The following is a 22,318-nucleotide window of genomic DNA, read 5'->3' on the forward strand; positions in this document are numbered from 1 at the left end:
TCAGTTATGATTTTTTCAACACAGGAGGGGCTGCAGTTTCATCCTGAACCCACTTGATGTAACTACCCAACCCCGCCACGACTGGCACCACAAGTACCTCTGGCACTTCGTAAGGGTGTAAAGAAGCAATGCGTTGAATCAACGCTTCTACACGGCGCACCGTCGTTTTGAACTGCAACGGCACCTCTGTCGCCCCTTCTAATTCCCCCTGCCACATGTACATAGACAACGAAGGTGTGCCAAGGTTCGCACAAGCGACTAAACCTTCTTCTACTACATAGTGTGCAATGCGTTTTGCCAGCAATTCATCGGGTGCATTGCTCAGCACCAACACAACGGCATCTGGGCTAAACGACGACAAAGCATCTTGCGTTAAGGGCATCATACGCTTACCTGTATCCTCTTCATTCATAGAATCTGCCTATAGTACCTCAGGCATGAGGCACAGGCTTTAGATGCTATTGCAGTATTGTCAGGCGTACAGCTTCTTAGTACCTTGCGTAACGAGCAGGCATAAAAAAACGGACCTGATTAGGTCCGTTTTTCTTATTCTGTGTGCCGTATTACTCAGCAGCTGCTTCGTCAGCAACAGCGTCAGGACGGTCTACCAATTCCATGAAAGCCATGGGAGCGTTATCGCCTTGGCGGAAGCCCATTTTCAGAATACGTGTGTAACCACCGTTACGTACTTGGAAACGTGGGCCCAAGTCGTTGAACAGTTTGGTCACAGCGTCGCGGTCGCGCAGACGTGCAAAAGCCAAACGACGGTTTGCAACTGTGTCATCTTTAGCCAAAGTGATCAGAGGCTCGATTACACGACGCAGCTCTTTAGCTTTAGGCAAAGTTGTTTTGATTGCTTCGTGAGTAATCAAAGATACGGACATGTTGCGGAACATAGCCAAACGATGGCTGCTGGTACGATTCAGCTTACGTAAACCATGACGATGACGCATGATATTTTCTTCCTAAAAAATAAATCTTGAATCAGATGAAGGATTTCATCTGCGTTGGCTCTTCTATCAGTATTGCTGCGGGCCAACTAAGACATGGGACTTTAGCACGTTTTTATACGCCGCTAAAGCCCCAGTTACAACTATTTATGGACGCTCTAGCCCTAGAGGAGGCCAGTTTTCCAGTTTCATACCCAAGGTCAAACCACGGGAAGCCAACACTTCTTTGATTTCGTTCAAAGATTTGCGGCCCAGATTTGGTGTCTTGAGCAGTTCGTTTTCCGTACGCTGAATCAGATCGCCGATGTAGTAAATGTTTTCGGCTTTCAGGCAGTTTGCGGAACGAACAGTCAATTCCAGATCGTCCACAGGACGCAACAATACTGGATCGATTGGAGGTGTAGCGCGCTCTGGAGTTTCTTGGGCTTCTTCAGCACCTTCCAAAGCTGCAAACACAGAGATCTGGTCCATCAGGATGCGAGCAGCCTGACGTACAGCTTCTTCTGGGTTCAACACGCCGTTGGTTTCGATGTCCAGAACCAGTTTGTCCAAGTCAGTACGCTGTTCCACACGTGCGCTTTCAACTGCATAGCTAACACGGCGAACTGGGCTGTAAGATGCGTCCAAAACAATACGACCAATCGTATGTTGGCGGTCATCAGACAACGCACGCACGTTACCTGGAACGTAGCCACGGCCTTCTTCCACACGAATAGTCATTTCCAACTTACCGTCGTCGGTCAGGTTGGCAATAACGTGATCGGGGTTCAGGATTTCCACGTCGTGTGGCAAATCAATGTCGCTAGCCAAAACTTGGCCCAGACCGGATTTGCTCAGAGTCAGTGTCACTTCTTCGCGACCGTGCAGTTTGAACACAATACCTTTCAGGTTCAGCATGATGTCTACGACATCTTCTTGTACGCCTGGCAGTGTGGAGTATTCATGTACCACGCCTGTGATCTGCACTTCTGTAGGTGCAAAACCAGTCATGGAGGACAACAGGATGCGACGCAGTGCGTTACCCAGAGTGTGGCCGTAGCCGCGCTCGAAAGGTTCCATAATCACGCGAGCGTGATTTTTACTAACTGCTTCAACTTCAATGGAACGAGGCTTCAAAAAAGCTTGAGACATGTAGATTCCTTTTCAATACCCTCGGCTCGTTACACCGATAAGGCTGATGGGAAAACGCTGGAAATTCCAGCTCTAAAAACCAGCAACACCCATTATCAGTACAAAACCAATAATGGGTGCTTAAATCAGATACGTAATGTAGCTGATTAACGGGAGTACAACTCAACAACCAGTGATTCGTTCACGTCACGGGCCACGTCAGCGCGGTCCGGAGCTTGTTTGAACACACCACTCAATTTGTTGCTGTCAACTTCAACCCACTGTGGGAAACCTGTGCTAGCAGCCAATTCCAAAGATTCTTTGATACGGCCTTGTGCACGAGATTTTTCACGGATGGAAACTACATCACCGGGTTTAACCAACATGGAAGCGATATCAGCGGTTTGACCGTTGATTTCGATTGCACGGTGAGTAACCAACTGACGAGCTTCTGCACGTGTGGAGCCGAAGCCCATACGGTATACAACGTTGTCCAGACGGGATTCCAGCAACTGAATCAGCGTTTCACCAGTGTTACCACGGCGGCGATCAGCTTCAGCAAAGTAGCGACGGAACTGTTTTTCCAGCACGCCGTACATACGTTTCAGTTTCTGCTTTTCACGCAACTGCAAACCGTAGTCAGATGTACGGGCACCAGAAGTGCGACCGTGCTGACCTGGACGAGAGTCCAGTTTGCATTTGGAATCCAAAGAGCGACGAGCACTCTTCAAGAACAGATCAGTACCCTCGCGGCGCGAGAGCTTACATTTAGGTCCAATATAACGAGCCACGTAGCTTCCCCTTAAATGCGACGACGCTTGGGCGGACGGCAGCCGTTGTGCGGAATCGGCGTGATGTCAGCGATGCTGGTGATTTTGATACCAAGAGCATTCAACGCACGCACCGACGAATCACGGCCAGGACCGGGCCCTTTAATGCGAACTTCTAGATTTTTGATACCGTATTCCATTGCTGTACGACCGGCGGCTTCAGCAGCAACCTGAGCAGCAAATGGAGTGGACTTACGCGAGCCTTTAAAGCCCGCACCACCAGAGGTCGCCCAAGACAACGCGTTGCCTTGACGATCGGTGATGGTAATGATTGTGTTGTTAAAAGTAGCTTGGACGTGAGCGATACCGTCCGAAACGTTCTTTTTAACTTTTCTGCGAGCGCGCGATGCGCTAGAAGCTTTAGCCATCTTCTAATCCTCGATTATTTCTTCAGAGCCTGCGCTGCACGACGTGGTCCCTTACGGGTACGTGCATTGGTACGGGTACGTTGACCGCGTACAGGCAAGCCACGACGGTGGCGCATGCCACGGTAGCTACCCATGTCGATCAGACGTTTCACAGACAGTTGAACTTCACGACGCAGGTCGCCTTCAACCAGAAACTGAGAAATCTGCTCGCGGATTTTTTCGAGTTCCTCATCTGTCAGATCTTTCACTTTTTTATCGTGAGCGATACCGGAAGCATCACAAATCTGACGAGCACGAGTACGACCGATACCGAAAATCGCGGTAAGACCGATTTCGGCGTGCTGATGCGGCGGAATATTAATGCCAGCAATACGGGCCATGGTTTTTCCTTGTTAAATCGGTTGCGTTTCGGCGTATCAGCCTTGACGCTGCTTGTGGCGGGGGTCTGTGCAAATTACACGTACCACGCCATGACGTTTAATAATTTTGCAGTTGCGGCAAATCCGCTTTACTGATGCCATTACCTTCATGGTTTGACTCCTAGGTTCCTTTATCCGGGCCGCTTATTTGGAGCGGAACACAATTCTGCCCCGGGACAAGTCATAGGGCGTGAGCTCCACTGTGACCTTGTCGCCCGGAAGAATCCGGATGTAATGCATACGCATCTTGCCCGAAACATAGCCCAACACCACATGGCCGTTTTCTAGCTTGATACGGAATGTTGCGTTCGGCAGGTTTTCTAAAACCTGCCCCTGCATCTGAATGACGTCGTCCTTTGCCATCGTGTTTATTTATCGCATTGGCAAACCCGCACCCTTGAAGTTGGCCTTCTTGAGCAACGAGTCATATTGTTGAGACATCATGTAGGCCTGAGCCTGTGCCATGAAGTCCATAGTAACCACCACAATAATCAGCAAAGATGTACCACCGAAGTAGAAAGGTACGTTCCAGTGCATTTGTAGGAATTCAGGTACCAGACACACGATCGTGATATAGATAGCACCGGCTAGCGTTAAGCGAGTCAAAATACGATCAATATAACGAGCTGTCTGTTCACCTGGACGAATGCCTGGCACAAACGCACCGCTCTTTTTCAGATTGTCTGCAGTTTCACGGCTGTTAAACACCAACGCCGTATAGAAGAAACAAAACAGAATAATCAGTGCTGAAAACAGCGTTATGTACAACGGTTGACGAGGTGAAAGCGCTGCTTCCAAGTCGCGCAGCCAAGACAGACCTGGCGTTGCGGAGAACCAGCTAGCAATAGTCGCAGGCAGCAAAATAATGGAGGAGGCGAAGATTGGAGGAATCACCCCAGCCATATTCAGCTTCAGCGGCAAATGCGAACTTTGTCCACCGTAAATGCGGTTACCCACTTGACGTTTTGCGTAGTTAACCGTGATACGACGTTGCCCACGTTCAACAAACACGACAAAGTAAGTAACGGCAGCAACCAGCACCAAGATGAACAATGCCGACAAAATAGACATTGCATCGGTACGGACCAGATCCAGCAAACCACCCATTGCACTGGGCAGACCTGCAACAATCCCGGCAAAAATCAGAATGGAAATACCATTCCCTATGCCTCGTTCGGTAATCTGCTCACCTAGCCACATCAAGAACATCGTACCGGTCACCAGTGTTACCACTGTGGTGAAACGGAACAACATACCTGGATCAATGACTAAACCTGGTTGTGTTTCCAATGCAATAGAAATACCTACTGCTTGGAATAACGCCAGAAACACTGTCCCATATCGGGTAAATTGCGTAATTTTACGCCGACCCGACTCGCCCTCTTTCTTGATTGCTTCAAGCGTGGGCACCACTGCCGATGCCAACTGCATGATAATCGATGCAGAAATGTAGGGCATAATCCCTAGCGCGAATACGGAGAAACGCTGCAGAGCACCGCCCGAGAACATGTTGAACAAGCCCAAGATACCTTCTTGGTTTTGTTGGAACAGCTCGGACAGTGCATCAGGATTAATACCTGGCACAGGAATGTGTGTTCCCAAGCGATAAACAACCAGCGCGAGCAGCAGGAAAATGATACGACGACGCAAATCGCCGTAACCCGAACCTGATTTACTCTGTGCCTGTGCTTTTGCCACCGTAACCCCTTTTATTCAGCCAACGAGCCGCCCGCTGCTTCAATTGCAGCGCGGGCACCAGCTGTTGCACGAATGCCTTTCAGCACTACTTTGCGAGACAGCTCACCAGACTTGATGACTTTGGCGAAACGTACCAATTGACCAACTACGCCAGCTTGTTTCAGAACGTTGATATCAACTTCTTCAACAGTCAAAGCTTGCAAGTCGGACAAACGGATTTCAGCATGCAGGTGACCACCAGGAGTCGTGAAACCACGCTTCGGTAGACGGCGTTGCAAAGGCATTTGACCGCCTTCAAAACCGACTTTATGAAAACCACCAGCACGTGATTTCTGACCTTTGTGACCGCGACCTGCGGTCTTGCCCAGGCCGGAACCTGGACCGCGACCAACGCGACGAGCAGCGTGTTTAGCGCCCTCTGCGGGTTGAATCGAATTTAGTTGCAATTCTGACATCGCGATTCCTTTAGGCTTCCGAAACCGTAACGAGGTAATCAACCTTACGGATCATACCGCGCACTTCGGGCGTATCAACCAGAACGCGACTGCTGTTTACTCGGCGCAAGCCCAAGCCGCGTACTGTGTCGCGGTGGTCTTGTTTAGTACCGATAACAGAGCGCACGAGTGTGACCTTGATTTGCTTCTGTGCCATGATTTACCCCAGAATTTCTTCAACTGTCTTGCCACGTTTAGCAGCAATTTCAGATGGTGTGGAGCAAGCACGCAAACCGTTCAAAGTTGCGCGAACCATGTTGTAAGGGTTGCTAGAACCCAAGCTCTTAGCAACAACGTTACGCACGCCCATTGCTTCGAACACTGCACGCATAGGACCACCAGCGATAACGCCAGTACCTTCAGCAGCAGGAGAGATCAACACTGTAGAAGCACCGTGTTTGCCCACAACTGTGTGGTGCAAAGTACCGTCTTTCAGAGCAACTTTGAACAGACCACGACGGGCTTGTTCCATAGCTTTCTGAACAGCAACTGGTACTTCACGAGCTTTACCCTTGCCCATTCCGATACGGCCATCACCATCGCCTACTACTGTCAATGCAGCGAAGCTCATGGTGCGACCACCTTTAACGACTTTACTGACGCGGTTAACCGCGATCATTTTTTCACGCAGGCCGTCATCGCGCTCTTGTTCGGCATTATTTCTGCCTTGTGCTTTAGCCATTTGACAATTCCTTGCTTAGAATTTCAAGCCGGCTTCACGCGCGGCATCAGCCAACGCCTTGACGCGGCCATGATAACGGAAGCCAGAGCGGTCAAAAGCAACGGATTCGATACCGGCTGCTTTCGCTTTTTCGGCTACGCGCTTGCCAATCAAACTGGCTGCAGCGACGTTGCCGCCATTGGCCAGTTCTTTGCGTACTTCTGGTTCCAGCGACGATGCGCTGACCAAAACCCGATCGCCTTCTGGCGAAATGATGTTGGCATAAATATGCAAATTCGTGCGATGCACCGCCAAGCGATGAACGCGCAACTCGGCGATTTTTCGACGGGTTGCCACTGCACGACGCAAACGGGATTGTTTCTTGTCCATAATTCGTCCTTGCCTGTGCGATTACTTCTTCTTGGTTTCTTTCAAGACGACGCGTTCGTCAGCGTAGCGAACACCTTTACCTTTGTAAGGCTCTGGTGGACGGTAACCGCGAATTTCAGCGGCACACTGACCAACAACCTGCTTGTTAGAACCCTTCAGAACGATTTCTGTAGGAGTCGCACATTCTGCTGTAACACCAGCAGGCAGGTCGTGAATAACGTCGTGAGAGAAACCCAGTTGCAGTTTCAATGCGTTACCTTGAACTTGAGCGCGGAAACCCACGCCAACCAAGTTCAGTTTGCGAGCAAAGCCTTCGCTCACACCAGTAACCATGTTGTTTACCAAGGAACGGATGGTGCCGGACATTGCATTAGCGTGACGTGAGTCATTAGCTGGTGCAAATGTCAGTTGACCGTCGTTCAGCTCGATAACAACATCACCTTTCAGTTCTTGGGTCATTGTGCCCAAAGGACCTTTAACGGTGATTTGATCTGCTGCAATAGTCGCTTCTACGCCTTTAGGCAAAGTAACTGGGTATTTAGCAATACGTGACATTGATGATTCTCCTTACGCCACGTAGCAAAGTACTTCGCCACCCACGCCAGCTGCACGTGCTTTGCGATCTGTCATCACACCACGGGAGGTGGATACGATTGCAACGCCCAAACCATTCATCACCTGAGGGATGTGGTTGCTGCCTTTGTAGACGCGCAAACCTGGACGAGAAACGCGGTCAATGCGCTCGATCACAGGACGGCCTGCGTAGTACTTCAATTGAATTTCCAGAACTGGCTTCGCGGCTTCGCCAACGATTTGGAAATTTTCGATATAGCCTTCATCTTTCAGCACAGCAGCAATAGCTACTTTCAGCTTCGAGGAGGGCATGCTAACCGACGTTTTATTGACCATTTGTGCGTTACGAACGCGGGTCAACATGTCGGCGATTGGATCGCTCATGCTCATTTATGTTTCTCCTACCAGCTAGCCTTGGTCATACCGGGAATTTCGCCACGCATAGCCATTTCACGGACTTTGTGACGTGTCAAACCGAATTGTTTGTACACACCGCGTGAACGGCCTGTAACAACGCAACGGTTACGCATACGAGTTGGGTTTGCGTTGCGAGGCAATTGCTGCAACTGCAAACGAGCTTCGTAGCGCTCTTCGTCGGACTTGGACTGGTCATCGATAATTGCTTTCAGCGCTGCGCGCTTAGCTGCAAATTTCTCTACCAGTTTTGCGCGTTTAATATCGCGATTGATGAGTGAAAGTTTAGCCACGTCATCACCCCTTAGTTACGGAACGGGAAACTGAAGGCTTTCAACAGCGCTTTAGCTTCGTCGTCAGTCTTGGCAGTAGTTGTGATGCTGATGTTCAGACCACGCACTGCGTCAATTTTGTCGTACTCAATCTCAGGGAAAATGATTTGCTCTTTCACCCCAAGGTTGAAGTTACCGCGTCCATCGAACGCACGACCTGAAATACCACGGAAGTCACGAACGCGAGGCAGAGCCACAGCGATCAGACGGTCCAGGAATTCATACATGCGTTGGCCACGCAAAGTTACTTTGCAGCCAATTGGATAGTCTTCGCGGATCTTGAAACCAGCAATAGCTTTGCGGGTTTTTGTGATTACAGGCTTCTGGCCAGAAATCTTAGCCAGGTCACCAGCAGCGTGCTCGATCACTTTGCGATCGGAAACAGCTTCAGATACACCCATGTTCAGAGTGATCTTGGTGATGCGTGGCACTTCCATTACGCTGTTGTAATTGAATTTGCCTTGCAGCTCAGCCTGCACTTTTTCACGGTAAAAATCTTGTAAACGTGCCATGTCTATGCCCCTTAAGCTTTCGCACCAACAACTTTGCCAGTGGAACGGTACACGCGTACTTTCTTGCCATCTACTTCGCTAATGCTAACGCGATCGGCCTTTTCGGTCTCAGCGTTGAACAGCGCCACGTTAGAAACGTGGATAGGCATAGTTTTGTCTACGATACCACCTTGAGAGCCAGCCATTGGGTTGGGTCGCACGTGTTTTTTCACCACATTGATGCCTTCCACGATTACGCGGTCGCCATCAACGTTCAGTACTGTGCCACGGCGGCGTTTGTCGCGGCCTGTCAGTACGATAACTTCGTCGCCTTTGCGGATTTTTTGCATATCCTCGGCTCCTTACAGCACTTCTGGTGCCAAAGACACGATCTTCATGAACTTATCGCCACGCAGTTCGCGTGTAACGGGTCCGAAGATACGAGTGCCGATTGGCTCCAGTTTTGCGTTCAGCAAAACGGCGGCATTGCCACCAAATTTGATCAGCGAACCGTCTTTACGGCGTACGCCTTTGGCAGTGCGAACTACCACAGCGTTATAAATCTCGCCTTTTTTGACACGTCCGCGCGGTGCCGCTTCTTTAACAGTGACTTTAATGATGTCACCAATAGCGGCATAACGGCGCTTGGAGCCACCCAACACCTTGATGCACATTACGGAACGTGCACCAGTGTTGTCGGCCACATCCAGCGTGGTCTGCATTTGAATCATGATTATTCCTGTTCCAACTTAACCGCGATAAACCCAACAAGCAAAAAACCTGCTAGGCACGCAACCAGTTTTGGTCCCGTCAGGTTCGGTAACCCTTCAACCAAGCTTGTGTGCTTAAAAGGTTTTTACCGTACCCTGGGTTGAAATCTTGCGATATACAAAACGTGTTATTACCCGTACCTTCGCGAAAATATACGGGTAAGCATTCAATAATACCAAAAAACTGCTTTTACAACAAGCACATCAATCACTTACTGTTGGTATAGGCTCACGATTGTAGGATTTTTTGTGCCTCTACCGGAATCTCGGTAATCGGTGCATTCAGTTGTATTTGAATGCCCAATCTTGCGCAGGTATTGCAAGCAGCAACTAGCAATTCCATCCCGCCTGGGCTGACGACCATCTCTTTGATGACATCGGCAGAGAAGCTCACATAAGACAACGGCAAAGACTGCAAATGACGTAAAACACCGATGTGCTCCAACAATCTACGCAAGCCTACACGCACGCCCATTTCCTTCATGGCTGAACAAAATACCCCTAATTCCTCGCCGTGCGCCTCTACCCCATACGCATCTAACTCTATATAGAGACGAGATAGATCTACATTGCTACGCGACAAGCACGATTGGATCTCTTGCAAGAAGCGTGGTTGCACGATGGTAGGCAGTGACATACGTATCACCAAATCACCGTGATTATCTGCCAGCCACTCTAGCGCCAACTCTACCGCACGCAAGTCGCACACGGCTGACAAGCCCAGCCTTGCCGCTACAGGCATGAACAGGTACGCCGAAATAGGTTTTTCGTCTTGGCCTGCACTGTGAGCCGTGTGTCGCAACATCAATGTAGCTTCATAGCGTGTGTAGCTATGCTGCTTCAGATGATCAGGCTGTTGACGCACCGACAACAAGAAACGACGCTCAGCCAAGCCTTCTTGCAACAACTGACGCCACTGTGTTTCGCCTGCCACATTCAAACCTGCCCCGCCATCGTCGCTACCGGACACAAACTCTACGGTGTTATGACCTGAGCTTTCGGCACGCATCAACGCCCTATCCAACCGGCTCAATACAGTAGCAATATCTTCCTGGAATCTATAGTCAGTTAACGCTAGCGCCCATCGACAAAACTGCCCAGACGGCAACTGCACACGCAAACGTGCTAATACAGTCAGCAGCATATCAGTGAGTGGCGCGATCTCTGGTCCTTCCAGATTAGGCAATAGGACAACAAAGTCAGAACCATTCAACCTCGCCAATTGCACTGGCTGACTGTGATCCTGCAAAAAGACTTGGCTTACCTGCTCACCCACATTACGCAGCCAATTATCGACATTAGCGCGTGTCATGATCGTATTAATAGCGGCCAAATCACGCTGACGGAACAACAGCACATAGCCGCCGTTCTTGTCTTCATCCAACACACGTCGCATTTCGTTGATGAAGTACTTACGGTTAGCAAGGCCAGTCACTTCGTCTTGGTGCAGCTCTAACTGCAACGACTCTATACGTGCGCTTTGCTCTTGCTGCGTCACCATGACTTTCTCACGCACTTCATCAATAGTGCGGGTTACTTCACGCAGTTCGCTAAAACGAGCACGCTTCCAATTACCTATCTGCACTTTATTGGTTAGCATGCCCTCTACGCGCATTTCTATTTCTTCGCGCAGTGCTTGGCGTAACCAGCGCATTAGCACCCAGACAAAAAATGCCCACACTACGCCGGCGATCAAGACCACCATCAAGATTTGTATGAAACTGGCCCACAGCGTATCGCGTGCCTGCCCAGCATCAGCCTCTATCACTAGACGACCCGTTTGTCGCCAACCATCACTCACCTGCGCCATAGAGACAGCCTGGCGCAACGGCAACATATCGGTAAACCAGGCTGGTGCACCACGCACTATCGTAGGCAGACTGTCATCACCCACTCGGGAGACTATTTGCTCACCCTTAGTACCATACAACTCTATGCGATAGAACTGCCCTGTATCGTAAAGTGCAGTAATTAATAGCTCTTGCGTAACGGGGTCTTGATTGAAAGGCTGTGAAAGCGTCAACGCCAATGACGTTGCAGCTGAATCGCTTTGTGCTTGCAACTGCGCTGATAAATACGCTCTTGCCGAGTCCACACTCAACCATACCGTTCCGACCAGAATCACCGTAATGGCCAGACTCACGCTTAACAGCAAATGCTTCAGTAATGACATACTCCACCTTCCGTGGTCTTCAATATTTCTGCGGGATTTATCTTGGAGAACGAGTGCCTCAAGGATTAAACCCCTCACGCCGCATTTTTTCCAACAACCCGCGCCAATTACTAATTTTGTCTACCGATGACGCTGGCGCACCTGCCACATACACCCCTTCCGAATTAAAACTAAATACGGGGGTGAGATCCGGACGCTGACTAGCTGGACGAATAATACCGGTCAAATTATCCAGTAGCAGCGGCTCAGCGTCGGGAGTCGAATAATAGCCTAATACCATATGCGCAATACTGCTAGTACCCACCTGAGCACGCACATAAATCAATCGTAATTTGCTCGCAGGAATACCCGCATGTAACAGGGAAAAATACTTCCCAATCACGTAGTCTTCACAGTCTCCAGCTTGTTTGGTAAGGCTTTCCAGAGGTGTTGCCCAATAATCTGGTCTGCCCCAGATTGTAATATCCTCACCACCCATTACATGGGTGTTCCAGAAATCGTTAACGACTCTTAACAATTGTTGATTAGGTAGCCCGTCTAGCTGCGTCAACAAATCTAGCCATTTTTCTGCGTTCCGCACCCCTGCTGCGCCATACTGATGCGGTATGGATTGACGTACTTTTGCTTCATCAAAGGTCAGCCTCCCCTGCACCCACGGGGCAAAGCACAGCATCAGGCCTGCCAGCAAGGCAAACAGCACAACGATGATGCGACGTGTTAAGCGGGACAACATGACTATAACAACAGATGGCTAAATAATTCTTAACGACTACGAAATTGGCTTTTTTATGGTTGCTACTAACTAAATCAGTAGGGATAGCTGTCTACTGACGCACTCTTATCGTACAGCCACATTTCCCCTAGAATATCAATATGATAGTCAGAAAACCTTTTTGTAGCCTATTGTCGTTGACGACAGGTTGTTTTAAAAAAAAGCCCCACAACTTAGCATGAAGTTGTGGGGCTTAGTTCACTTCTTTTTACTGCGAGCAGAGTTCAGTAAAAGAATTAGAAGTCACTGGCTTTCAATGTACCGTCTTTTAAGGAGCTAGCAATTTTCGCTGCTTTCTCTTCATCAAAATCTATATTTTCCAGAATGATCTTCTGATCAATACCAGATGCGCCTTTACCTTGCGTGCTGATACCAATTTCTACTTTTCCTTCTGCCGAGCGCGTTACTGACAAGTAGTCATCCAAGGTTTGATGAGTTAGACCTTGCGCTGGCAACAAATCACTGATGTCCAAGGTGTCGTTACCCACACCGAAGTCCATCACTTTATCTACTGCCGGTTTAGCGATAGTGCCTTCATCACCTTTATTCCACAGGAAGATATCATCGCCTTCGCCACCGAACAAAATATCGTCACCGGCACCACCGATCAACGTGTCATTGCCACCCTGACCGTACAAGATGTCGTTGCCGTTACCGCCGTCAAGCGTGTCATTACCACCGCGGTTATCACCGGCAACATTAAAGTCGCCATGATTAGCCTTGATGTAATCGTAGATATCCTTACCTGTTGTTGGCGCACCACCGTTCTTCATCTGCAAGAACACCTCCAACGCTTTCATTCCAGAACCATCAAGCAGGTTAGTAGGACGACCACCTACTTCGTGCCATGGCAATACCGTTCCGTCAGTATTGATCGTGTCACCGAAGATGATGTCATCACCGTCGCCACCACGAATATGATCATTACCTACAGGTGCTGGATCATTCGTGACAGAACCTCCTTTCAGGGCAGCATCCAAGTCTTCCTTGGTATGAACAATCTCAACGTGGTTAACCTCTTTCCAATCGCTTGGGTTACCAGAGGTCAACAGTGTGACGTCATCAATGTAGACCTTAAAGTTATCGTTCTTGGATTTATCATCTACCAAGAACTCAAAACGATACTGGCCTTCACCCACAGGTTTAGTTGTGATGGTACCGCTGCTACCTGGGCGGCCACCTTCTTGAACAACTTCCCACTGCCCTGTTTTCACGTTGAACTTCTGCAACTGCCACTTAAATACGTCTTGGCTATTACGGCCACTTTCCGAGTAATGGAAGCTGAGTTTGCCATAGTGATCCGTTGCCACCGTCATGTCTGGGCCACGAACTGTCGTTGATGTGTCATTATGTTTACTATAGGTGTCAGTGATTTCCAGACGATTCTCAGGCCACCAGCCAATACCTACATTCTTCACGCCAACAGAGCCACCACCATCAACCTTAGTCCAACCATCGTGATGGCCATTCTCAAAGTCAGTAATTTCCTTCGTACCACGGATAACGTCAATCACCTCAGTGCCGGTGTTGTCGTACTTACGCAGAACATCCACGCTCACATCGTTACCAATACCTACGGCATATACCTTGCTACCCGACGCGGTAACTAGGCTGTCGTAAGCGGATTTCCCGCGAGCATCAGCAGTAGCATCGTAACCGCTACCTGCACCTTGGCCTGTACCGTACTGGGTTGGATTACCGTCGGTCAGGAAGTACGTAACGTTTTCATAGGCGTGGCCGTTCTTGTCCACGGCAGGAGCCGCATCTGTCTTGAACCATGCTTCAGCCGCCTTGAAGGCTGCTTCGTAGTTGGTACCACCAACGCTGGAGTTCCAACCGGAGTTGTAGCCGTTCAAAGTGTCGATCGAGTTCAGCAGCTGCACCAAATCCGCATGCGTCAGATCTTTGAAGACAATAGGATTATCTGCATGGGTACCGAAGCCAATAATGCTCAGGTTCACCGTACCGCCTTTATGGTTAGCCAAAGTATCTGCTAACGTCGATAATGCGGCTTTCAGCAACTGCATACGGTTCATGTTATCCGTACCAGAAGCATCTTTCATGCTGTTGGAGCGGTCAACCAGAATCGCAACGTTATAGCTCTGACCATGAATAATATTTTCCTGCACGCCGCCACGGTCGCCGATGATGACATCATCACCCACACCACCACTAGGATTACCGCCGCCGTTACCATCAATAATTAGCTGATCGATATCCAATGCGTATGGGCCTGTATCGTTAGCAGACGCACTATTACCTGCAGAGTCTGTGGTTGTAACTTTGGCATCAACCGTATCGTTCTTCAGTAGGTCCTGTACAGACACAGGAATCTTGAAGGTCAGATCATTGCCCACCGTACCGGTGTACTCGTTGCCACCAATTGTCAGGGTGACGGTATCACCAGGCTGAACATCCTTACCAACTGTACCAGTGATATCAATAGTGCCTTTGCCATCACCCGCTTCCGTATGGTCAAGCACACCATCACCCGCAATAGGATCTAACGTGATCTCAGCCTCAGGCAATGTGGTCTGCACACCGTAGTCACGATCCGCTTCTGCGCTGGCACTATTACCCACACTGTCTTTAGTCTCAACTTTCGCGTGTACGTTGTCATCCAACGCTAACTCAGCGCCCGGCACATCGACGCTCCAAGTTTTGCCGTCAGCGTTAACAGTCGTTGTGTAGTCTTTGCCGTTCACTGTCACGGTGACGGTGTCGCCTGCTTTAACATCTTTACCTACTGTACCGGACAGCGTGATGTCTTTTTCAGACTCAGCCTTGTTGATAACGTCATCGCCAGCGATTGTGTCGATGGTGATGGAGGCTTCTGGCAATGCAATCTCTACACCGTAGCCACGGTCAGCTTCAGCACTAGCTGGGTTACCAGCGGCATCTTTAGTGTCTACTTTGGCATGCACGTTGCTGTCTTTCGCCAGTTCAGCGCCTGGAACATCCACGTTCCATGTTTTACCATCGGCATTAACGGTCGTTGTGTAGTCTTTACCGTTCACAGTCACGGTGACGGTGTCACCTGCTTTAACGTCTTTACCGACGGTACCGGTGATGGTCACATCAGACTCGGACTCAGCCTTGTTGATCACATCGTCGCCCGCAATGGTGTCGATCGTGATCGATGCTTCCGGCAGATCAGTGTCTACACCGTAGCCACGATCAGCGTCAGCTGAAGCAGGGTTACCCGCTGCATCTTCTGTTTCTACCTTAGCGTGTACGTTGTCATCCAACGCTAACTCAGCACCTGGAACTGTGACGTTCCACGTTTTACCATCAGCGTTAACGGTCGTTGTGTAGTCTTTACCGTTCACAGTCACGGTGACGGTGTCACCTGCTTTAACGTCTTTACCGACGGTACCGGTGATGGTCACATCAGACTCGGACTCAGCCTTGTTGATCACATCGTCGCCAGCGATCGTGTCGATCGTAATAGCCGCTTCAGGCAGATCAGTGTCTACGCCATAACCACGATCAGCCTCAGCCGACGCTGGATTACCTGCGGCATCTTTAGTTTCTACCTTAGCGTGTACGTTGTCATCCTGAACCAGTTCGGAGCCTGGAACATTAACGCTCCAGACCAGACCGTTGTCGCCAGCCACCACCTTGGTCGTGTAGTCCACACCATTGACCGTCACCGTCACGGTATCGCCTACCTTCACATCCTTGCCAACCGTACCAGTGATGGTCACGTCAGATTCAGACTCGGCCTTGTTGATCACATCGTCACCTGCAATGGTGTCGATCGTGATAGAAGCTTCTGGCAAATCAGTATCTACACCGTAACCACGGTCAGCTTCAGCACTAGCTGGGTTACCAGCAGCGTCTTCGGTTTCCACTTTGGCATGCACATTGCTGTCTTTTGCCAGCTCAGCACCTGGAACATCCACGTTCCAAGTTTTACCATCGGCATTAACGGTCGTCGTGTAGTCTTTACCGTTCACTGTCACGGTGACGGTGTCACCTGCTTTAACATCTTTACCGACGGTACCGGTGATGGTTACATCGGACTCAGACTCTGCCTTGTTGATCACATCGTCGCCAGCGATCGTGTCAATCGTGATAGAAGCTTCTGGCAAATCAGTATCTACACCGTAACCACGGTCAGCTTCAGCACTAGCTGGGTTACCAGCAGCGTCTTCGGTTTCCACTTTGGCATGCACATTGCTGTCTTTTGCCAGCTCAGCACCTGGAACATCCACGTTCCAAGTTTTACCATCGGCATTAACGGTCGTCGTGTAGTCTTTACCGTTCACTGTCACGGTGACGGTGTCACCTGCTTTAACATCTTTACCGACGGTACCGGTGATGGTTACATCGGACTCAGACTCAGCCTTGTTGATCACATCGTCACCAGCGATCATGTCGATCGTAATAGCCGCTTCAGGCAGATCAGTGTCTACACCGTAGCCACGGTCAGCCTCAGCATTGGCTGGGTTGCCAGCGGCATCTTTAGTGTCTACTTTGGCATGAACGTTGCTGTCTTTAGCCAGTTCAGCACCTGGAACATCCACGTTCCATGTTTTGCCATCAGCGTTAACAGTCGTTGTGTAATCCTTGCCGTTCACTGTCACAGTGACAGTGTCGCCGGCCTTAACGTCTTTACCGACAGTACCAGACAACGTGACATCTTTTTCGGACTCAGCCTTGTTGATCACATCGTCACCTGCAATGGTGTCGATCGTGATAGAAGCTTCTGGCAAGTCAGTGTCTACGCCGTAACCACGGTCAGCTTCAGCACTAGCTGGGTTACCAGCAGCGTCTTCCGTTTCCACTTTGGCATGAACGTTGCTGTCTTTAGCCAGTTCAGCACCTGGAACATCCACGTTCCATGTTTTGCCATCAGCGTTAACAGTCGTTGTGTAATCCTTGCCGTTCACTGTCACAGTGACAGTGTCGCCGGCCTTAACGTCTTTACCGACAGTACCAGACAACGTGACATCTTTTTCTGACTCTGCCTTGTTGATCACATCGTCGCCAGCGATCGTGTCAATCGTAATAGAAGCTTCTGGCAAATCAGTATCTACACCATAGCCACGGTCAGCCTCAGCATTGGCTGGGTTACCTGCGGCATCTTCCGTTTCCACTTTGGCATGAACGTTGTCATCCAACGCTAACTCAGCGCCCGGCACATCGACGCTCCAAGTTTTGCCGTCAGCGTTAACAGTCGTTGTGTAGTCTTTACCGTTCACTGTCACGGTGACGGTGTCGCCTGCTTTAACATCTTTACCTACTGTACCGGACAGCGTGATGTCTTTTTCAGACTCAGCCTTGTTGATAACGTCATCGCCAGCGATTGTGTCGATGGTGATGGAGGCTTCTGGCAATGCAATCTCTACACCGTAGCCACGGTCCGCTTCAGCATTGGCTGGGTTGCCAGCAGCGTCTTCCGTTTCTACTTTGGCATGCACATTGCTGTCTTTGGCCAGCTCAGCACCTGGAACATCTACGTTCCATGTTTTACCATCGGCATTAACGGTCGTTGTGTAATCCTTGCCGTTCACTGTCACAGTAACGGTGTCACCCGCTTTAACATCTTTACCGACGGTACCAGTAATGGTCACATCAGATTCCGACTCAGCTTTGTTGATGACATCGTCACCAGCGATCATGTCGATCGTGATCGATGCTTCTGGCAAGTCAGTGTCTACACCGTAGCCACGATCAGCCTCAGCATTGGCTGGGTTGCCAGCAGCGTCTTCCGTTTCTACTTTGGCATGCACATTGCTGTCTTTAGCCAGTTCAGCACCTGGAACATCCACGTTCCAAGTTTTGCCATCAGCGTTAACAGTCGTTGTGTAATCCTTACCGTTCACAGTCACAGTGACGGTGTCACCTGCTTTAACGTCTTTACCGACGGTACCAGTGATGGTCACATCGGATTCAGACTCGGCTTTGTTGATGACATCATCGCCTGCAATCGTATCGATCGTGATCGATGCTTCTGGCAAATCAGTATCTACACCGTAACCACGGTCAGCGTCAGCACTAGCAGGGTTACCTGCGGCATCTTCCGTTTCCACTTTGGCATGCACGTTGCTGTCTTTAGCCAGTTCAGCACCTGGAACATCCACGTTCCAAGTTTTGCCATCAGCGTTAACAGTCGTTGTGTAATCCTTACCGTTCACAGTCACGGTGACGGTGTCACCTGCTTTAACGTCTTTACCGACGGTACCAGTGATGGTCACATCGGATTCAGACTCGGCTTTGTTGATGACATCATCGCCTGCAATGGTGTCGATCGTAATAGCCGCTTCCGGCAGATCAGTGTCTACACCGTAGCCACGGTCAGCTTCAGCACTAGCTGGGTTACCAGCGGCATCTTTAGTGTCTACTTTGGCGTGCACGTTGCTGTCTTTCGCCAACTCAGCGCCTGGAACATCTACGTTCCATGTTTTACCATCGGCATTAACGGTCGTTGTGTAATCCTTGCCGTTCACTGTCACAGTGACAGTGTCACCAGCTTTAACGTCTTTACCGACGGTACCAGTAATGGTCACATCAGATTCAGACTCAGCTTTGTTGATCACATCATCGCCTGCAATCGTATCGATCGTGATAGAAGCTTCTGGCAAATCAGTATCTACACCGTAACCACGGTCAGCTTCAGCACTAGCTGGGTTACCAGCGGCATCTTTAGTGTCTACTTTGGCGTGCACGTTGCTGTCTTTCGCCAACTCAGCGCCCGGAACATCTACGTTCCACGTTTTGCCGTCAGCGTTAACAGTCGTTGTGTAGTCTTTACCGTTCACAGTCACAGTAACTGTGTCGCCTGCTTTAACATCTTTACCAACGGTACCAGACAGTGTGATGTCTTTTTCAGACTCGGCTTTGTTGATCACGTCATCGCCTGCAATGGTGTCGATCGTGATAGAAGCTTCTGGCAAGTCAGTGTCTACGCCATAACCACGATCAGCCTCAGCCGACGCTGGATTACCAGCAGCGTCTTCGGTTTCCACTTTGGCATGCACATTGCTGTCTTTAGCCAGTTCAGCGCCTGGAACATCTACGTTCCATGTTTTACCATCGGCATTAACGGTCGTTGTGTAATCCTTGCCGTTCACTGTCACAGTAACGGTGTCACCTGCTTTAACGTCTTTACCGACGGTACCGGTGATGGTCACATCAGACTCGGACTCAGCCTTGTTGATCACATCGTCGCCTGCAATGGTGTCGATCGTGATAGAAGCTTCTGGCAAGTCAGTGTCTACGCCATAACCACGATCAGCCTCAGCCGACGCTGGATTACCTGCGGCATCTTCCGTTTCCACTTTGGCATGAACGTTGCTGTCTTTGGCCAGCTCAGCACCTGGAACATCTACGTTCCATGTTTTACCATCGGCATTAACGGTCGTTGTGTAATCCTTGCCGTTCACTGTCACAGTAACGGTGTCACCTGCTTTAACGTCTTTACCGACGGTACCGGTGATGGTCACATCAGACTCGGACTCAGCCTTGTTGATCACATCGTCGCCAGCGATCGTGTCGATCGTAATAGCCGCTTCAGGCAGATCAGTATCTACGCCATAACCACGGTCAGCGTCAGCTGAAGCAGGGTTACCCGCTGCATCTTCTGTTTCTACCTTAGCGTGCACGTTGTCATCCAACGCTAACTCAGCGCCAGGAACTGTGACGTTCCACGTTTTACCATCAGCGTTAACTGTCGTTGTGTAATCCTTGCCGTTCACTGTCACAGTGACAGTGTCGCCGGCCTTAACGTCTTTACCGACAGTACCAGACAGCGTGATGTCTTTTTCGGACTCAGCCTTGTTGATCACATCATCGCCCGCAATGGTGTCGATCGTGATAGAAGCTTCTGGCAAGTCAGTGTCTACGCCGTAGCCACGGTCAGCTTCAGCACTAGCTGGGTTACCAGCGGCATCTTTAGTGTCTACTTTGGCATGCACATTGCTGTCTTTAGCCAGCTCAGCACCTGGAACATCTACATTCCATGTTTGGCCGTCGGCATTAACAGTCGTTGTGTAATCCTTGCCGTTCACTGTCACAGTGACAGTGTCACCAGCTTTAACGTCTTTGCCGACAGTACCGGACAACGTGACATCTTTTTCGGACTCAGCCTTGTTGATCACATCGTCACCTGCAATGGTGTCGATCGTGATAGAAGCTTCTGGCAAGTCAGTGTCTACGCCGTAGCCACGGTCAGCCTCAGCCGATGCTGGGTTGCCCGCTGCATCTTTAGTTTCTACTTTGGCATGAACGTTGCTGTCTTTTGCCAGCTCAGCACCTGGAACATCCACGTTCCAAGTTTTACCATCGGCATTAACGGTCGTCGTGTAATCTTTACCGTTCACAGTCACAGTAACTGTGTCGCCTGCTTTAACATCTTTACCAACGGTACCAGACAGTGTGATGTCTTTTTCTGACTCTGCCTTATTGATCACGTCATCGCCTGCAATCGTATCGATCGTGATGGCAGCTTCTGGCAAATCGGTGTCTACACCATATGGACGCTCCGCCTCTGCAGATGCGGAGTTACCAGCCGCGTCTTTAGTCTCAACCTTGGCTTCTACTTTGGCATTACCCAACAGATCTTTACCGGGAACGTTCACACCCCACGTTTTGCCGTCTGTATTAACCGTAGTCGTGTAGGTTTTGTTGCCAATCGTGATCGTGACCGTGTCACCCGCTTTAACGTCTTTGCCCACAGTGCCCGACAGCGTGACGTCTTTCTCAGACTCAGCTTTGTTGATGACATCGTCGCCAGCAATCATGTCGATCGTGATGGATGCCTCGGGTGGCAAGGTATCAACGGTAGTGGTGTCGTGACCGCCCAAACCTGGTACGCCAGCTTCGTTGGTGTAGCTGCCATCAGGCACGCTGACCATGATGTCGCCTTCGTAGTTGTCTGGCACGATTAGGTCTGCCACCCATTTTGTAGGGTCTGTTGGGTCTGGGCGCAGGTTTTCAATGCGGCCACCATTAGAGACTTTCACATCAGACGAATCAAAACCTACCGGCACTTCGCTAAATTTGAAGGTCACGGAGCCATCATTGTTGATGGTGACTTTTAATGTTGGAGTCGTTGCTACTGGCTCATCGGTATCCGCTTCACCATCACGCCCATAGCCACCCATGCGAGGCAGCACATCAGTTGGCGTCACTGGTTTTGGATAGGCCAATGCCAATGGTGTGGTGCTTTCTACAATGCTCATCAGGCGAGTGAAGCTGCTACCACCCGCGCCATCACCGCCACCGCTAGTTACCGCAGCGGTTGGATCTACCTGTTCAAATGGATCCTCACCCGCTTGCAACGCAGCCAATACGCGTGCGGCTTCAGGATCTAACTGTGCGGGGATGATTTGACCGCTAGGGTCTACATCGACATTCACTAGGTCATCAGTCACTTGGAACTGACGGTTCTCACCCACTATCAAAGGCTGCATGCCGTCTGCTTGCAACTGCACACTTGCACCACTATCTGTAACCACTTCGGCATTTACTGGAACACGCATTCCAGCACGCAACGCCAGCAATGAACCATCTGCTTGGCGAACCCAAGCATTACCAGAAACATTGTTTACTACAACCGTATCAATAGCCATTTGCTATGCTCCGTAAGGGTTACGCCAAGTGGTGAGTGGGGAAAGCGGCGTCAAATAAACCCACAGTATTTTTATTGATTCTACGAAGTACAAAAAGCGTTGAGTATTGGCGTCGACGACAGGTACTTATTAAAAATTGTGACAAACACCACATTTATTTTAAAAAAATAGCAGTTATCACTTTTTACGAATAACCAAGACTGCTCTGGCTTATAACAAGTTTCAGGTATATGCCCACACAAATGCGAATAGGAAAACCTCCTATTTGTTACATGAAAAAAGCCTAGGGCCACTT

General features: G+C 49.8%; 22 protein-coding genes. All 22 read right to left on the reverse strand.

Annotated features, from left to right (window positions below; all coding sequences use genetic code 11):
• Positions 1-4: 4 nt before the first annotated feature.
• On the reverse strand, positions 5-382 hold the full coding sequence (cutA, locus tag AC3QL0_RS16425) for a divalent-cation tolerance protein CutA (protein ID WP_493011019.1): 378 nt from the start codon (positions 380-382) through the stop codon (positions 5-7).
• Positions 383-563: 181 nt separating this feature from the next.
• Positions 564-953: a 50S ribosomal protein L17 gene (gene rplQ, locus AC3QL0_RS16430; RefSeq protein WP_135861550.1), complete on the reverse strand. Its 390-nt coding sequence runs from the start codon at positions 951-953 to the stop codon at positions 564-566.
• Positions 954-1,097: 144 nt separating this feature from the next.
• Positions 1,098-2,081: a DNA-directed RNA polymerase subunit alpha gene (locus tag AC3QL0_RS16435; protein ID WP_166408103.1), complete on the reverse strand. Its 984-nt coding sequence runs from the start codon at positions 2,079-2,081 to the stop codon at positions 1,098-1,100.
• 146 nt (positions 2,082-2,227) lie between these two features.
• Positions 2,228-2,851: a 30S ribosomal protein S4 gene (gene rpsD, locus AC3QL0_RS16440; RefSeq protein WP_493009438.1), complete on the reverse strand. Its 624-nt coding sequence runs from the start codon at positions 2,849-2,851 to the stop codon at positions 2,228-2,230.
• Positions 2,852-2,862: 11 nt separating this feature from the next.
• Positions 2,863-3,258: a 30S ribosomal protein S11 gene (gene rpsK, locus AC3QL0_RS16445; RefSeq protein WP_135864099.1), complete on the reverse strand. Its 396-nt coding sequence runs from the start codon at positions 3,256-3,258 to the stop codon at positions 2,863-2,865.
• Between the two features lie 14 nt (positions 3,259-3,272).
• Positions 3,273-3,638 carry a 30S ribosomal protein S13 gene (gene rpsM, locus AC3QL0_RS16450; RefSeq protein WP_135864101.1) on the reverse strand — a complete coding sequence of 122 codons (366 nt, stop codon included), beginning with the start codon at positions 3,636-3,638 and terminating at the stop codon, positions 3,273-3,275.
• Between the two features lie 36 nt (positions 3,639-3,674).
• Positions 3,675-3,788 (reverse strand): 50S ribosomal protein L36, encoded by a 114-nt coding sequence (gene rpmJ / locus AC3QL0_RS16455; RefSeq protein ID WP_003805360.1) that lies wholly within the window; start codon positions 3,786-3,788, stop codon positions 3,675-3,677.
• Positions 3,789-3,821: 33 nt separating this feature from the next.
• Positions 3,822-4,040, reverse strand: coding sequence for a translation initiation factor IF-1 (gene infA / locus AC3QL0_RS16460; RefSeq protein ID WP_135864103.1), 219 nt, complete (start codon positions 4,038-4,040; stop codon positions 3,822-3,824).
• Positions 4,041-4,049: 9 nt separating this feature from the next.
• Positions 4,050-5,375, reverse strand: coding sequence for a preprotein translocase subunit SecY (gene secY / locus AC3QL0_RS16465; RefSeq protein ID WP_135864105.1), 1,326 nt, complete (start codon positions 5,373-5,375; stop codon positions 4,050-4,052).
• A gap of 11 nt (positions 5,376-5,386) precedes the next feature.
• Entirely contained in the window at positions 5,387-5,830 is a 444-nt protein-coding gene (gene rplO / locus AC3QL0_RS16470) for a 50S ribosomal protein L15 (RefSeq protein WP_430221373.1), read from the reverse strand.
• Positions 5,831-5,840: 10 nt separating this feature from the next.
• Complete coding sequence (rpmD, locus tag AC3QL0_RS16475; protein ID WP_135864109.1) at positions 5,841-6,026, reverse strand: 50S ribosomal protein L30; 186 nt, start codon at positions 6,024-6,026, stop codon at positions 5,841-5,843.
• A gap of 3 nt (positions 6,027-6,029) precedes the next feature.
• Complete coding sequence (rpsE, locus tag AC3QL0_RS16480) at positions 6,030-6,551, reverse strand: 30S ribosomal protein S5 (RefSeq protein WP_135864111.1); 522 nt, start codon at positions 6,549-6,551, stop codon at positions 6,030-6,032.
• A 15-nt stretch (positions 6,552-6,566) separates the two neighbouring features.
• Complete coding sequence (gene rplR, locus AC3QL0_RS16485; RefSeq protein WP_493009439.1) at positions 6,567-6,920, reverse strand: 50S ribosomal protein L18; 354 nt, start codon at positions 6,918-6,920, stop codon at positions 6,567-6,569.
• A 21-nt stretch (positions 6,921-6,941) separates the two neighbouring features.
• On the reverse strand, positions 6,942-7,475 hold the full coding sequence (gene rplF / locus AC3QL0_RS16490; RefSeq protein ID WP_135864115.1) for a 50S ribosomal protein L6: 534 nt from the start codon (positions 7,473-7,475) through the stop codon (positions 6,942-6,944).
• A gap of 12 nt (positions 7,476-7,487) precedes the next feature.
• Complete coding sequence (gene rpsH / locus AC3QL0_RS16495; protein WP_493009440.1) at positions 7,488-7,883, reverse strand: 30S ribosomal protein S8; 396 nt, start codon at positions 7,881-7,883, stop codon at positions 7,488-7,490.
• An 11-nt stretch (positions 7,884-7,894) separates the two neighbouring features.
• Complete coding sequence (gene rpsN, locus AC3QL0_RS16500; protein WP_135864118.1) at positions 7,895-8,200, reverse strand: 30S ribosomal protein S14; 306 nt, start codon at positions 8,198-8,200, stop codon at positions 7,895-7,897.
• Positions 8,201-8,211: 11 nt separating this feature from the next.
• On the reverse strand, positions 8,212-8,751 hold the full coding sequence (rplE, locus tag AC3QL0_RS16505; RefSeq protein WP_135864120.1) for a 50S ribosomal protein L5: 540 nt from the start codon (positions 8,749-8,751) through the stop codon (positions 8,212-8,214).
• A gap of 11 nt (positions 8,752-8,762) precedes the next feature.
• Positions 8,763-9,080: a 50S ribosomal protein L24 gene (gene rplX, locus AC3QL0_RS16510; protein ID WP_166408111.1), complete on the reverse strand. Its 318-nt coding sequence runs from the start codon at positions 9,078-9,080 to the stop codon at positions 8,763-8,765.
• Positions 9,081-9,092: 12 nt separating this feature from the next.
• Complete coding sequence (gene rplN / locus AC3QL0_RS16515) at positions 9,093-9,461, reverse strand: 50S ribosomal protein L14 (protein ID WP_135864124.1); 369 nt, start codon at positions 9,459-9,461, stop codon at positions 9,093-9,095.
• Between the two features lie 268 nt (positions 9,462-9,729).
• Complete coding sequence (locus tag AC3QL0_RS16520) at positions 9,730-11,673, reverse strand: bifunctional diguanylate cyclase/phosphodiesterase (RefSeq protein WP_493009441.1); 1,944 nt, start codon at positions 11,671-11,673, stop codon at positions 9,730-9,732.
• Between the two features lie 58 nt (positions 11,674-11,731).
• Positions 11,732-12,406: a transglutaminase-like cysteine peptidase gene (locus AC3QL0_RS16525; protein WP_493009442.1), complete on the reverse strand. Its 675-nt coding sequence runs from the start codon at positions 12,404-12,406 to the stop codon at positions 11,732-11,734.
• Between the two features lie 275 nt (positions 12,407-12,681).
• Positions 12,682-22,023, reverse strand: coding sequence for a retention module-containing protein (locus AC3QL0_RS16530; protein ID WP_493009443.1), 9,342 nt, complete (start codon positions 22,021-22,023; stop codon positions 12,682-12,684).
• Positions 22,024-22,318 lie beyond the last annotated feature (295 nt).

The sequence above is a fragment of the Paenalcaligenes sp. GW821-LYS-B07-1 genome (assembly GCF_058803365.1).